This window comes from Agrococcus sp. ARC_14, assembly GCF_022436485.1.
In the GTDB taxonomy this organism is placed as follows: Bacteria; Actinomycetota; Actinomycetes; order Actinomycetales; family Microbacteriaceae; genus Agrococcus.
Genome location: NZ_JAKUDO010000002.1, coordinates 371,601 through 384,449, shown reverse-complemented (window position 1 = coordinate 384,449; position 12,849 = coordinate 371,601). Strand labels below are relative to the sequence as shown.

The following is a 12,849-nucleotide window of genomic DNA, read 5'->3' as shown; positions in this document are numbered from 1 at the left end:
CTCCCTTACGCCGCAGCCAGCTCGGCGGCCTTGTCGGCTGCCTCATCCATCGTGTCCACGACCGTCACCAGCGGGTGCGCGGCGTCGGCGAGGATCTTGCGACCCTCCTCGACGTTGTTGCCGTCGAGGCGCACGACGAGCGGCTTGGTCGCCGCGTCGCCGAGGATCTCGAGTGCCTGCACGATGCCGCGGGCGACCTCGTCGCACGCCGTGATGCCGCCGAAGACGTTGACGAAGACGCTCTTGACGTCTGCGTCGTTCAGGATGACGTCGAGGCCGGCAGCCATGACCTGCGCGGATGCGCCGCCACCGATGTCCAGGAAGTTGGCCGGCTTCACGCCGCCGTGACGCTCGCCCGCGTAGGCGACCACGTCGAGCGTCGACATGACCAGCCCCGCGCCGTTGCCGATGATGCCGACCTGGCCATCGAGCTTCACGTAGTTGAGGTCCGACTCCTTGGCCTTCGCCTCGAGCGGGTCGGCAGCCGCCTTGTCCTCGAGCGCCGCGTGACCCGCCTGGCGGAAGTCGGCGTTCTCATCGAGCGAGATCTTGCCGTCGAGCGCGATGATGTCGCCGCCCTCGGTGAGCACGAGCGGGTTCACCTCGACCAGCGTGGCGTCCTCCTTGACGAAGACGTCGTAGAGCTTCACGATGACCGGAGCGACCTTGGCGACCAGCTCCTCGGGGAACTTCCCGGCACGCACGATCTCCTCGGCCTTCGCGGCGTCGATGCCGACGGCGGGGTCGACCTCGATCTTCGCGAGCGCCTCGGGTCGCTCCTCGGCCAGCTGCTCGATCTCCATGCCGCCCTCGAACGAGCACATGGCGAGGTACGAGCGGTTCGCGCGGTCCAGCAGCACAGAGAAGTAGTACTCCTCCTTGATGGCTGCGCCCTCTGCCACCATCACGCGCTGCACCGTGTGCCCCTTGATGTCGAGGCCGAGGATGGCTTCCGCTGCATCCTTCGCCTCCGCGGGGCTCTTGGCCAGCTTCACGCCGCCTGCCTTGCCACGCCCGCCGGTCTTGACCTGTGCCTTCACGACGACGACTCCGCCGCCGAGCTCCGTGGCTGCTGCCTCGGCCTGCTCGGGGGTGTCGGCCGTGATGCCGCGCAGCACAGGAACCCCGTGCTGCTCGAACAGGTCTCTTGCCTGGTACTCGTAGAGATCCACGCGTCATCCAATCCGTGTGTTTTGGGGGGATTCGCCGCGACAAGCCTAGCCCCGCCAAGGGGGCGCTCCTGCGCGCTTTCGGTGCTCCGAACCCCGAAGATTCGGCTTTCTTGCGGCTTTCGTACGAGCCTCGCCTTGCTTGCGGCGCTCGCACCGACCCCGGACGATGGTTGCACAGGAGGACACATGGATCCCGCACTGCAGCGTCGGCCCGACCTGCCACCGCCGGTCGAGTCGATGACCTCGAAGCTCAACTGGCTGCGCGCCGGCGTGCTCGGCGCGAACGACGGCATCGTCTCGACGTCGGCGCTCATGGTCGGCGTCGCGGGCGCGGGCACCTCCGTCGGCGGCGTCCTCACGGCGGGGCTCGCGGCGCTCGTCGCCGGCGCGTTCTCGATGGGCGTCGGCGAGTACGTCTCGGTCTCGTCGCAGCGCGACAGCGAGCGCGCCGCCATCCGCCGCGAGCAGCTGTTCCTGGAGGCACAGCCAGAAGCACAGGTCGATCAGCTCGCGCACATGTATGAGCTGCGCGGCCTCAAGCCCGCGACCGCGCACCAGGTGGCGGTCGAGCTGACCGATGCCGATCCGCTGCGCGCGCACCTCGACGTCGAGTACAAGCTCGACCCCGAGGATCTCAACAACCCGTGGTCGGCCGCCGCCGCCTCCGCGCTCGCGTTCACGCTCGGCTCGCTCGTGCCGTTGCTCGCGGCGCTGCTCTCCCCCGCCGCCTGGATGCCCTGGCCGATCATCGTCGCGACGGTGCTCGCGCTGCTGGTGACCGGCATCGTCTCCGCCCGCATCGGCGCCTCGAGCAAGCGCGCCGCGATGCTGCGCGTGCTGCTGGGCGGCATCGTCGCGCTGGCAGCGACCTGGCTGATCGGCTCGCTCTTCGGCAGCCCGGTGCACTAGCCGAGTGTCGACCGCGCCGGCCCGTCAGCCTCCGCGACCTGCCCGCTCGCGCTCCTGCTCCTGCTCCTCCGGCAGATCGAGCTCGCCGACCACCGAGACCGAGACGTCCTGCACCCGCCAGTCGAGCGCCATGATGTCGGCGACCGCACGGTCGACATCCGCCACCTTCACCGTGCCGCGCCTGGGCACCACGAAGGCCTCGACGTGCAGCACCTGGCCCTCGTCGCGGATCCTGCTGGCCGCCTCGCGCACCCAGCGACGCCGCCGCAGCAGCACGTCGATGCGACCGTGCACCGGGTCGGGCTCCGACTGATCAAAGGTGGTGGCGCGCATGTCCATGAGGTCGAGCACGGATGCGCGGGTGTTCTTGACGCCGTCCCACAGGATGCTGAGGGAGATGAAGAGGGCTGCGGCGCCGTCGAGCCACCAGATGCCCATGCCGATGCCGAGCACTCCGATGATCGAGCCGACGTTCGTCGTCCAGTCGGCCTGCGCCATGTCGGCGTCGGCGTAGAGCAGCTTGTTGTTGAGCTGCTTCGCGAGCCGCATCTTCATGCGGCCGTAGATGAGCGGGCCGATCACGATCAGTGCCATCACGGACACCATCACCCAGCCCTGCCACACGGTGACGCCGAAGAGCTGCATGGTGCCGATCGGCGGATGCTCCTGCTTCACGAGGCCGCTGATCGCCTCGAAGCAGAGGTTGGCGCCGACGGCGAGCAGCGCGACGCCCGCGACGAGGTGGCCGACGCCCATCGCCCGGTGGTAGCCGTATGGATGCTTCGCGGTCGCGGCGCGACGCACGAACGGCAGCGCGACGAGGAACGCGATCTGCGGGATCGTCGAGAGGATGTCCTCCACCCAGGCCGTGCGCATGGCCTGGGAGTTGCCCATCACCAGGGCGACGACCGTGATCGTGCAGGCGGTGTAGGCGAGCACCGCCCACTCCAGCGTGCGCGCCTTGCGCATCGCTCGCGCCTGCTCCTCGGGCAGCTCGCGCCCGCCGATGCGGCTCACGGCTCGCCCTCCGTCTCGGCGTCGAGGTGCCGTTCGAGCGCCGAGAGGAACGCGTTCTCGCCCATCGGCGCGAGCATGACGAGGCCGCTGGTCGAGCCGTCCTGCTGCTCGGCCTCGGCGTAGGAGCGGGTGAGCGCCACACGGTCGCTCCAGGGCGTCTGCTCGGTGAGGCCGCCGATCACCAGGTCGAGCTCGCCGATCTCGAGCAGCTGCACGAGCGACTGCTCGCTGCCCTCCGTCCACTCGACGCTCGCTCCGATCGAGCCGGCGAAGGAGCCCACGAGCGCCACCTCGGTGCCGGCGGGCTGCTCGCCGCTGGTGTCGACGTGCGGCGGGTTGGGCGTGATGCCCACCTGCAGCACGCCCCCGGTCACGTCGTCGAGCGTGCCCTCCACGTCGGACGGGATCGTGATGCCGCAGCCGGCAAGCACTGCGGTGAGTCCCGCAGCGAGCGCGACGGCAACGGGGCGGCGCATCCCGGGGCGGCGCATCCAACGTGCTCGCATGCCCGCAGGATAGCGCCGGTGTCCCCCAGCCGCGATGCACTCAGCGCACGCTGTAGCGCAGCTCCGGCCTGCCGGTGCCGCCGTAGCGCGGCGCCACCGCCGCCCGGCCCTCGATCACGAGCCTCTCGAGGTATCTGCGGGCGCTCACGCGTGCCATCCCCAGCTGCTCCGCGACCTCCGTGGCGCTGACGGAGCCCTCGACGCCCGCGAGCAGCGCCGCCACTCGATCGAGCGTGAGCTGCGAGCCAGCCACCGGCTGCTTCTGCCGCTCGCTGGGCTGCAGCATCGCGTCGACGGCGCGCTGGTCGAGCGGGTGGGTCGAGAGCGTCTCCGCCTGTGCGAGCTCAGCCCGGATGGCCTCCAGCCGTTCGCGCATCGCCTCGAGACCGAACGGCTTCACCAGGTAGTGGCGCACGCCGAACGCCCGCGCGGCGCGCACGGTCTCGAGGTCGCGGGCGGCGGTCACAGCGACGACCTCGCCGGCGAAGCCGCGCGCCCTGGCGACGCGCAGCACCTCGATGCCGGATGCGTCGGGAAGGTGCACGTCGAGGAGGACGAGGTCGGGGCGCACGGCTTCGATCGCCTCGAGCGCGTCGCGACCGGTGCCGGCCTCGCCGACGACGGCGAAGGCGCCGTGGCGCTCCACGAAGCCACGCGTGACGAGCGCGACCGCCTTGTCGTCCTCGACGATCAGCACGCGCAGCAGCCTCATGCGCGCACCTCGTCGACCGCGACGGTGCTCTCGACCACGGGCAGCGTCGCGATGAAGCGCGCACCGCCCAGCGGCGACGCCTCGACGATCGCGCTGCCGCCGAGTCGCTGGGCGACTCGGCGCACCAGGGTGAGTCCGTAGCCGCGCGAATGGCTGCCGGGGCGCTGCTTGGTCGAGACTTCGACGTCGAAGATCGACTCGCGCATCTCGGGCGCGACCCCCTCCCCTCGTCGTCCACCGTGATCGTCACGACGCGTCCCGCATCCGTCGTCTCGTCCGCGAGCGCCACCTCCACGCGTCCACCGGTCGAGGCGTCGAGCGCATTGTCGACCAGGTTGCCCAGCACCGTCAGCCAATCGCCCGCGACCGCCGCCGACGGGGCGGGCTGCAGCGCCGCATCCGTCGCCACCAGCTCGACCCCGTGCTCGCGCGCCTGCGCGCGCTTGGCCATCATGAGCGCGGCGACCTCGAGCTCGAGGATGCCCGACTCGGGCTCGAGCGGGTCGAGCGCGCCGCCGGCGCCCGCGCGCTCGATGACGCCCATCGCCGCATCCGTCTCGCCCAGCTCGAGCAGGCCGCCGAGCGTGTGCAGCGTGTTGGCGAACTCGTGCTGCTGCGCGCGCAAGGTCTCGGTCATCCCCTGCGCGCCAGCCAGGTCGCGCAGGGCGGCGTCGAGCTCGGTGCGGTCGCGCAGGATGAGCACGGTGCCCACCGCGCGGCCGTCGACGATCACCGTGTCGGCCCGCGCCACGAGCACGCGCTCACCGACGAGCACGAGCTGCTGCTCACCGGCGTCGGCCAGCAGCGGCTGCAGCTGCGCCTCTGCCACCTCGGAGACCGGCACGCCGGCGAGGTCGTCACCCTCGCGCCCGAGCAGCCGCAGCGCCGCGTCGTTGCAGAGCGCGATCGTGCCGTGCTCGTCGAGCACGACGAGCCCCTCGCCGATGCCGTGCAGCGTGGCGTTGCGGGTCTCGAGCATCGCCTTGATCTCGTCGGGCTCGACGCCGTGGATGCGCCGTCGCACGAGCGCCGCGGCCCAGGTCGCGAGCACGACGCCGAGCACGGCCGCGGCCGCGAGGCACACCCCGAGCACCCAGATGTCGTCGAGCCAGTCGGCGCGCACCTCGGATTCGAGGATGCCGACCGAGACCTGTCCGAGCAGTGAGCCGTCGACGTCGTAGACGGGCACCTTCGCCCGCCAGGAGACGCCGAGCGTGCCCTCCTGCGTGCCGACGAAGCGCACGCCGGTCTCGGCGGTGGTGGGGTCGGTCGAGACGCGCTCGCCGATGTTGTCGGGATTTGGATGCGAGAAGCGGATGCCGTCGCGGTCGGTGACGACGACGTAGGTCATGCCGGAGGCGATGCGGATGGTCTCGGCGATCGGCTGGATGACGCGGGAGGGATCCGGATCGTCGTAGGCGTCGATGACGGAGGGGAGCTGCGCGACCGATTCGGCGGTGCCGACCATCCGGTCGACGTAGGCGCTGCGCAGCACGCGCTCCTGGATGACGGCGGCGGCGGCCCCGGTGCCGAGGATGACGACGAGCATGATGGCGCTCTGCAGCAGCACCAGCTGCGTGCGCAGCGTCATCGCTCGTCCCACGAGCCCCATGCTAGGCCGCCCGGAGGCCGCTCGAAGGCCGCTCGAAGCCTGACCGAAACGACCGAAACGCACCTTTCGACCACAACGCCGGCCGCCCATCCGAGCCGGGCTAGGTTCGGCGAAGATCGTGACCCGGCATGGCGCCGGGCGCTCAAGGAGGAGACGTGCGATCCATGCACCCGAACACCGCGCGCAACACGCGCACGCAGTCCATGTTCCGAATCGGCCTGGCGGGTGCAGCGGCACTCGCGCTCGCCGCCTGCTCATCCGGCGGCACGCCCGCTGACGGCGAGGCGCCCGGCGCGATCAGCGCCGTCAACGTCATCGCCCCCGCCGATCCTGGCGGCGGCTGGGACCAGACCGCCCGCGAGATCTCGCGCGTGCTCACCGAGGACGGCATCGTCGGCTCCGCACCCGCGTCGAACATCGGCGGCGCCGGCGGCACCGTCGGCCTCGCGAACCTGGCGACCGAGACCGACCCCAACACGCTCATGGTCACGGGCTCCGTGATGGTCGGCGCGGTCGAGACGAACGCATCCGACACGCGCATCGAGGACATGACGCCGATCGCGCAGCTCACCGAGGAGCCGCTCGTCATCGTCGTGCCTGCCGACTCTCCCTACGAGTCCCTGCAGGATCTGGTCGACGCGATCGTCGCCGAGGGTCAGGGCGTCGCCGTCACCGGCGGCTCGGCCGGCGGCATCGACCACATCCTCGCGGGGCTGCTGCTCACCGAGGCGGGCGTCGCGCCCGAAGAGGTGCCCGGCACGCTCAACTACGTCGCCAACTCCGGCGGCGGCGAGGCGCTCACCATGCTGCTCGGCAACACCGTGCAGGCCGGGATCTCCGGCGTCGGAGAGTTCTCGGAGTCGGTGCTCTCCGGCGACCTGCGGGCGCTCGCGGTCTCGAGCGCCGAGCCCGCAGAGATGCTGCCGGACGTGCCGACGATCCAGGATGAGGGCATCGACGTCACCATCACGAACTGGCGCGGCGTCATCGCCCCTGGCGGCATCTCCGACGAGGAGCGCGCGGCGCTGATCGACCTCGTGACGCAGCTGCACGACAGCACCGTCTGGGCCGACGCGCTCGAGCAGCGCGGATGGACGGATGCGTTCCTCGCCGGTGACGACTTCGACGCGTTCCTGACGGAGGACATCACGCTGACGCAGGAGACCCTGCGCACGATCGGCCTGATCGAATGACCGCCACGACGACCGCCGGCGCACCCTCGGGTGCGCCGGCGGCGTCGCGTGCCGCGCGCATCGAGGCGATGGCCTTCGTCGGCCTCATCATCGTGCTCTCGATCGCCGTGCTCATCGCGACCACCACCATCCGCGAGCCTCCCGGCTCCACCAACACGCTCGGGGCGCGCGTCGTGCCCTACGCCGTCGGCGGCCTCATGCTCGTCAGCGCCATCGTCGTCCTCGTCGCACAGCTGCGCGGCCGCTTCGGCGAGGCGGAGGAGGGCGAGGACATCGACACCGAGCACGGCACCTCGTGGGGCGTGACCGGCATCGTGCTGCTGAGCTTCCTCTCGCTCATGCTGACGATCCCGCACCTCGGCTGGCCGCTCGGCGTCACCATCCTGTTCACCGGCGCATCCATCGCCCTGGGCGCGAAGCGCTGGTGGGCGGCCGTGCTGATCGGGCTCGCCATGGGTGTCGTGACGCAGCTCATCTTCGGCACCCTGCTCGGGCTATCGCTGCCCGTGACGGGCACCCTGACCTCCTGGATCGGCCTCTGATGGACACCTGGTCCCTGCTGCTCGACGGCTTCGCCACGGCGATCCAGCCCGTCTACCTGCTCTACGCGCTGCTCGGCGTGCTGCTGGGCACGGCCGTCGGCGTGCTGCCGGGCATCGGCCCCGCCATGACGGTCGCCCTGCTGCTGCCCATCACCGCCGTGCTCGAACCGACCGCGGCGTTCATCGTCTTCGCGGGCATCTACTACGGCGGCATGTACGGCGGGTCCACCACCTCCATCCTGCTGAACACCCCGGGTGAGTCTGCGTCGATCGTGACGGCGCTCGAGGGCAACAAGATGGCGCGCGCCGGCCGCGGCGCCGCCGCCCTCGCCACCGCCGCCATCGGCTCCTTCATCGCGGGCACGATCGCCACGGTGCTGCTCACGCTGCTGGCGCCGACGGTGGCGCGCTTCGCGGTCAGCCTCGGCCCGGCCGACTACTTCGCCCTGATGGTGATCGCCTTCCTCACCGTCGGCGCCCTGCTCGGCAACAGCATGTGGCGCGGCATGGTCTCGCTCGCGCTCGGCCTGTTCGTCGGCCTCATCGGCGTCGACACGCTGACCGGCCAGTCGCGCTTCACGCTCGGCATCCCGCAGCTCGGCGACGGCATCGACGTCGTGCTGGTCGCCGTCGGGCTCTTCGCGCTCGGTGAGGCGCTCTACGTGGGCTCGCGACTGCGAGGCGGCGAGCTGCCGATCATCCCGATCACCCGCGGCTGGCGCACCTGGATGCGCCGCTCCGACTGGGCGCGCTCGTGGAAGCCGTGGCTGCGCGGCGCATTCATCGGCTTCCCGATCGGCTCGATCCCGGCCGGTGGCGCCGACGTCGCGACCTTCCTCTCCTATGCGACAGAGCGCAGCCTGGCGAAGCCGGAGTACCGCAAGCAGTTCGGCAAGGGAGCGATCGAGGGCGTCGCGGGGCCCGAGTCGGCGAACAACGCGGCGGCCGCGGGCGTGCTCGTGCCGCTGCTGACGCTCGGCATCCCGACCACCGCGACCGCGGCGATCATGCTCTACGCGTTCCAGAGCTACGGCCTGCAGCCCGGCCCGCGCCTGTTCGAGTCGCAGCCGGAGCTCGTGTGGGCGCTCATCGCGAGCCTCTACATCGGCAACGTGCTGCTGCTGGTGCTCAACCTGCCGCTCGTGGGCATCTGGGTGAAGCTGCTGCAGATCCCCCGGCCCTACCTCTACGCCGGCATCCTGGTCTTCGCGGGACTCGGCGCCTACGCCACGAACTTCACGGTCTTCGACATCGCCGTACTGCTGGTGCTGGGCGTCGTGGGCTTCTTCATGCGGCGGCTCGGGTTCCCGATCGCACCGCTCGTGATCGGCGCGATCCTCGGCCCGATGGCCGAGGAGGAGCTGCGCACGGCGATGCAGATCGGCCAGGGCGACCCCGCCTACCTCGTGCAGAGCCCGTTCGCGGTCATCGCCTACGTGGCGATGGCGCTCATCGTCGTGCTCGCCCTGTGGCTCAAGCGCCGCCGCGCGCGCTATGAGGCCTCGCTGCCGACGGTCGAGACGACCACGATCGCGGCGCTCGACGAGGACATCGAGCTGCACGAGCCGCATCCCGAGCTCGACCGCGGACGGCTGTCGACGACGGCGCTGCCGAAGATCCGCCGCGATGGGCCCAACCATCCAGAGGGTCCTGAGATCGGCGGCGACTGACCGCAGCACCACACGACGGATGCCGTCCCGGATGACCCGGGGCGGCATCCGTCGTCCGTGCCAGCGGTGGGCGGCCGGTGCACCTGGTGCGCGTGGGCGACCGATGCGCTGGTGCGCGTGGGTGGCCCGGCGTAGCGTCGTGCTCGACGCGGCCGACGGCGACCGCGACTGACGATCGGAGAACCCAGTGGACTTTCGCATCGAGCTGATCTTCGTGCCGGTGAGCGACACCGACAGGGCGAAGGCGTTCTACGGCGACCAGCTCGGCTGGAACGTCGACCACGACCAGACGGTGCAGCCCGGGCTGCGCTTCGTGCAGGTCACGCCGCCCGGCTCTGCATGCTCGATCGCCTTCGGCGAGGGAATCGCGGAGGATGCGCCGGGCAGCATGCGCAACGTACAGGTCGTCGTCGAGGATGCAGATGCAGCGCGCGCCCAGCTGGTGGCAGCCGGCGTCGACGCGAGCGAGGTCGACGACCTGGCCTGGGGGCGCTTCGTCAGCTTCGCCGATCCGGATGGCAACCGCTGGACGCTGCAGCAGCTGCCCGACTACGGTGCGCAGGCCTGACCTCTCCTCCCTCTCCTCCTCCTCCGGTCATCGAGTAGGCCGCAGGCCACCCCACCGGTCATCGAGTAGGCCGCAGGCCGTATCGAGATGACGCCCGATCTGCCAGGCTGAACCCATGCAGGAGCACGAGCAGCGCGAGCACGACCGGATCCCGCCAGAGCTCGATCCCGACTTCGAGCGCTACGACGACGGCAAGCCCCCGCGCACGATGCGCCGCCGCATGCAGCCGTTCATCTGGCTGGTCGGCGCGGTCACGCTGCTCGCGATGGTGCTGCTGGTGACGCAGGGACTGTAAGCCGCCTTCAGGTCACATGGCTTCGCGACGCGTGCGGCTGCGCCGCGCGCTCGACCTCAGCCCAGGACGGGCCTCGGCGCTGGCGTCGCGGCGTCGACCCGAAAGGGTCGACGCTTCAGCTCCAGCGCGCAGCCTTGAGCCCTCCGCGCGCAACGCGCTTCGCACATGGCGCGCTACGGGCTCAGCTTCTCGATCGGCGCGATCTTGATCAGCAGCCGCTTGCGGCCCGCGCTCTCGAAGAGCACCTCGGCGACGCGCTTCTTGTCGACGCCCGTGATCGTCTGCACCCTGCCCTCGCCGAAGTCCTTGTGGCGGATGCGGTCACCGGGCTCGAGCACGAGGCCCGAGTTGTCGCGCACCTCGGTGATCGTGTTCGCGAACTCGCGCTTCGGCCCCTTCGGCAGCGCCTTGGGGGTGTCGCGGAAGCCGGTGACGAACGACTCCCGCGGGCCGTCGCTCCAGCGGCCGCCGAGCGCCTGCTGCGTCGACGGGCGCATCGTCGACGGCGGTGTGCGCCAGTCGATCAGCCCGGCGGGGATCTCCTCCAGGTAGCGGCTCGGCACTGCGTTCTCGACCTGGCCGAACTGCGCGCGCGACATCGCGAGCGAGAGGTGCAGGCGCTTCCTGGCACGCGTGATCCCGACGTAGAACAGCCGCCGCTCCTCGGCCAGCCCGCCCGGCTCGTTGGCCGCCATGCGGTGCGGCAGCAGGTTCTCCTCGATGCCGGTGATGAACACCGCCTCGAACTCGAGGCCCTTCGCCGTGTGCAGCGTCATGAGCGAGACCTGGCCGCCCGAGTCGTCGAGCTCGTCGGCCGCGGCGACGAGCGAGGTCTCGGTGAGGAAGTCGATCAGGTTGGCGCCCGGGTTCTGACGCCGGAACTCGCGCGTCACCGCCACGAGCTCCTCGACGTTCTCGAGCCGTGCGGCATCCTGCGGGTCGAGCGAGCGCCGCAGCTGGTCGGTGTAGCCGGAGCGGCTCATGAGCTCGCGCAGGATCTCGCCCGGGTCCGCCTCCGGACGCGCGCTCCACTCGTCGAGCAGCGCAGCGAGATCCTTGATGGCCGCGGCCACCTTCGGGCCGAGCGCGAGCTCGTCGACGCGACGCATCGCATCCCGCAGCGTCATCTGCTGCTCGTCGGCGAAGGCCTGCAGCGCCGCCTCGGTGGCGGGACCGATGCCGCGCTTGGGCACGTTCATGATGCGGCGCAGGCTCAGGGCGTCGTCGGGGTTGGCCACCGTGATCAGGTAGCTCATGGCGTCCTTGATCTCGGCACGCTCGTAGAACTTCGTGCCGCCGATCACGCGGTAGGGGATGGCGCTGCGGATCAGCACCTCTTCGAGCGCCCGCGTCTGGGCGTTCGTGCGGTAGAAGACGGCGACGTCGCTGTAGGACATGTCGCCGCCCGAGGTGAGCTCGACGATCTCGTCGGCGACGAACTGCGCCTCGTCATGCCCCGAGTAGCCGGTGAAGCCGACGATCATCGCGCCGTCGCCGGAATCCGTCCAGAGGTTCTTCGCGCGCCGGTCGAAGTTGTTGCCGATCACGGCGTTGGCGGCAGAGAGGATGTTCTGCGTCGAGCGGTAGTTCTGCTCGAGCATGAGCACGCGGGCGCCGGCGAAGTCGCGCTCGAAGTCGGTGATGTTGCGGATGTCGGCACCGCGGAAGGCGTAGATCGACTGGTCGGAGTCGCCCACGACCGTGAGGGATGCGCCCGGCAGGTCGCTGCGGAGCTCAGGCAGCTCGGCGCGCGTGACGGGCTGCGTGAGCTCGCGGATGAGCGCGTACTGCGCGGCGTTGGTGTCCTGATACTCGTCGACCAGGATGTGCCGGAAGCGCTTGCGGTACTGCGCGGCGACGCGTGGGAACGCACGCAGTAGGAAGACCGTCTGCGAGATGAGGTCGTCGAAGTCGAAGGCGTTCGCGCGCCGCAGCTCGGCGTCGTAGGCGCGCCACAGCTCGAGGAAGGCCGCGTCGAGTGGGTCCTCCAGGCTGGCGGTGCGCGCCCAGGAATCGACGTCGTGCAGCTCGTTCTTCGCCTTCGAGATGCGGCCCGCGACGCCGCCGGGCGTGAGCCCCTGGATGTCGGCGCCGCGCTGCTTGATGAGCCGCTTGATGAGCGCGCGCACGTCGCCGGAGTCATAGATGGTGAACGTCTGCTTGAAGCCGAACTCCTCGGCCTCGCGCCGCAGGATGCGCACGCAGGCCGAGTGGAACGTCCTGATCCACATGCCGCGCGATTCCTCGCCGACGAGCTGCTCGACGCGCTCTCGCATCTCGGCGGCGGCCTTGTTCGTGAAGGTGATCGCGAGGATCTGGCTCGGCCACGCCTCGCGGGTGGCGAGCAGGCCGGCGATGCGGTGCGTGAGCACGCGCGTCTTGCCGGAGCCTGCGCCTGCGACGATCAGCAGCGCGGGACCGCGGTGCTCGACCGCCTCGCGCTGCGGCGGGTTGAGGCCGGCGAGCAGGTGCTCGGGGATGCCGTCGCCGCGGGGGCCTGTCGGTCCGGGTCGCTGCACGTCACCGAAGCCGTCGTCGCCCAGCCCCCACAAGTCGCTCATTCGTTCAATTCTACGCGGCGCCGCCCACGGTCCTGCTCGTCGAGCAGGCCCGGAGGGCCGTATCGAGACGCCCTTGCCAGGTCTCGATACGG

Annotated in this window: 12 protein-coding genes and 1 pseudogene; 6 read left to right on the top strand and 7 right to left on the bottom strand. The window is 70.7% G+C overall.

The genetic code is table 11. The annotated features are described in order from the left end of the window. Nucleotides 1–5 precede the first annotated feature (5 nt). Nucleotides 6–1,172, bottom strand: coding sequence for an ADP-forming succinate--CoA ligase subunit beta (gene sucC / locus MKD51_RS15130; protein WP_240241309.1), 1,167 nt, complete (start codon nucleotides 1,170–1,172; stop codon nucleotides 6–8). 186 nt (nucleotides 1,173–1,358) lie between these two features. Here sucC and MKD51_RS15125 point away from each other — a divergent pair, with 186 nt between their 5' ends. Continuing rightward, nucleotides 1,359–2,081, top strand: a complete 723-nt coding sequence (locus tag MKD51_RS15125) for a VIT family protein (protein WP_240241308.1) — start codon at nucleotides 1,359–1,361, stop codon at nucleotides 2,079–2,081. 24 nt (nucleotides 2,082–2,105) lie between these two features. Here the strand turns inward: MKD51_RS15125 and MKD51_RS15120 are convergent, their stop codons facing one another. The 5 genes and pseudogenes from MKD51_RS15120 to MKD51_RS15100 all read right to left on the bottom strand — a co-directional run. Continuing rightward, entirely contained in the window at nucleotides 2,106–3,098 is a 993-nt protein-coding gene (locus MKD51_RS15120) for a cation diffusion facilitator family transporter (protein ID WP_240241307.1), read from the bottom strand. Next, nucleotides 3,095–3,604 (bottom strand): transporter substrate-binding domain-containing protein, encoded by a 510-nt coding sequence (locus tag MKD51_RS15115; protein ID WP_240241306.1) that lies wholly within the window; start codon nucleotides 3,602–3,604, stop codon nucleotides 3,095–3,097. The genes MKD51_RS15120 and MKD51_RS15115 overlap by 4 nt, the downstream gene beginning before the upstream one ends. Before the next feature lie 40 nt (nucleotides 3,605–3,644). Further along, complete coding sequence (locus MKD51_RS15110; protein WP_240241305.1) at nucleotides 3,645–4,316, bottom strand: response regulator; 672 nt, start codon at nucleotides 4,314–4,316, stop codon at nucleotides 3,645–3,647. Further along, nucleotides 4,313–4,522 (bottom strand): ATP-binding protein, encoded by a 210-nt coding sequence (locus MKD51_RS16400; protein WP_346986735.1) that lies wholly within the window; start codon nucleotides 4,520–4,522, stop codon nucleotides 4,313–4,315. Before MKD51_RS16400 ends, MKD51_RS15110 begins: the two co-directional genes overlap by 4 nt. Before the next feature lie 644 nt (nucleotides 4,523–5,166). Next, nucleotides 5,167–5,784 (bottom strand): annotated as a pseudogene (locus tag MKD51_RS15100) (sensor histidine kinase); the annotation flags it as partial. A gap of 308 nt (nucleotides 5,785–6,092) precedes the next feature. On the opposite strand from MKD51_RS15100, the gene MKD51_RS15095 reads away from it, so the two are divergent. The 5 genes from MKD51_RS15095 to MKD51_RS15075 all read left to right on the top strand — a co-directional run bounded on the left by MKD51_RS15095 (nucleotide 6,093) and on the right by MKD51_RS15075 (nucleotide 10,196). After that, nucleotides 6,093–7,121 carry a tripartite tricarboxylate transporter substrate-binding protein gene (locus MKD51_RS15095; protein ID WP_240241341.1) on the top strand — a complete coding sequence of 343 codons (1,029 nt, stop codon included), beginning with the start codon at nucleotides 6,093–6,095 and terminating at the stop codon, nucleotides 7,119–7,121. Further along, complete coding sequence (locus MKD51_RS15090; RefSeq protein ID WP_240241303.1) at nucleotides 7,118–7,663, top strand: tripartite tricarboxylate transporter TctB family protein; 546 nt, start codon at nucleotides 7,118–7,120, stop codon at nucleotides 7,661–7,663. The genes MKD51_RS15095 and MKD51_RS15090 overlap by 4 nt, the downstream gene beginning before the upstream one ends. Continuing rightward, entirely contained in the window at nucleotides 7,663–9,333 is a 1,671-nt protein-coding gene (locus MKD51_RS15085) for a tripartite tricarboxylate transporter permease (RefSeq protein WP_240241302.1), read from the top strand. Before MKD51_RS15090 ends, MKD51_RS15085 begins: the two co-directional genes overlap by 1 nt. A 187-nt stretch (nucleotides 9,334–9,520) precedes the next feature. Continuing rightward, the gene (locus tag MKD51_RS15080; RefSeq protein ID WP_240241301.1) at nucleotides 9,521–9,901 is read left to right on the top strand and encodes a glyoxalase superfamily protein; all 381 of its coding nucleotides are present in this window, start codon (nucleotides 9,521–9,523) and stop codon (nucleotides 9,899–9,901) included. A 115-nt stretch (nucleotides 9,902–10,016) separates the two neighbouring features. Beyond that, the gene (locus tag MKD51_RS15075; protein WP_240241300.1) at nucleotides 10,017–10,196 is read left to right on the top strand and encodes a DUF3040 domain-containing protein; all 180 of its coding nucleotides are present in this window, start codon (nucleotides 10,017–10,019) and stop codon (nucleotides 10,194–10,196) included. Nucleotides 10,197–10,369: 173 nt separating this feature from the next. Here MKD51_RS15075 and MKD51_RS15070 read toward each other — a convergent pair whose 3' ends face one another. Next, nucleotides 10,370–12,757 carry a UvrD-helicase domain-containing protein gene (locus tag MKD51_RS15070; protein ID WP_240241299.1) on the bottom strand — a complete coding sequence of 796 codons (2,388 nt, stop codon included), beginning with the start codon at nucleotides 12,755–12,757 and terminating at the stop codon, nucleotides 10,370–10,372. Nucleotides 12,758–12,849 lie beyond the last annotated feature (92 nt).

Coding starts and splice junctions, on each gene's coding strand:
- MKD51_RS15125 (WP_240241308.1), top strand. CDS start 1,359: ATGGATCCCGCACTGCAGCGTCGGCCCGACCTGCCACCGCCGGTCGAG.
- MKD51_RS15115 (WP_240241306.1), bottom strand. CDS start 3,604: ATGCGAGCACGTTGGATGCGCCGCCCCGGGATGCGCCGCCCCGTTGCC.
- MKD51_RS15110 (WP_240241305.1), bottom strand. CDS start 4,316: ATGAGGCTGCTGCGCGTGCTGATCGTCGAGGACGACAAGGCGGTCGCG.
- MKD51_RS16400 (WP_346986735.1), bottom strand. CDS start 4,522: ATGCGCGAGTCGATCTTCGACGTCGAAGTCTCGACCAAGCAGCGCCCC.
- MKD51_RS15095 (WP_240241341.1), top strand. CDS start 6,093: ATGCACCCGAACACCGCGCGCAACACGCGCACGCAGTCCATGTTCCGA.
- MKD51_RS15090 (WP_240241303.1), top strand. CDS start 7,118: ATGACCGCCACGACGACCGCCGGCGCACCCTCGGGTGCGCCGGCGGCG.
- MKD51_RS15085 (WP_240241302.1), top strand. CDS start 7,663: ATGGACACCTGGTCCCTGCTGCTCGACGGCTTCGCCACGGCGATCCAG.
- MKD51_RS15075 (WP_240241300.1), top strand. CDS start 10,017: ATGCAGGAGCACGAGCAGCGCGAGCACGACCGGATCCCGCCAGAGCTC.
- MKD51_RS15070 (WP_240241299.1), bottom strand. CDS start 12,757: ATGAGCGACTTGTGGGGGCTGGGCGACGACGGCTTCGGTGACGTGCAG.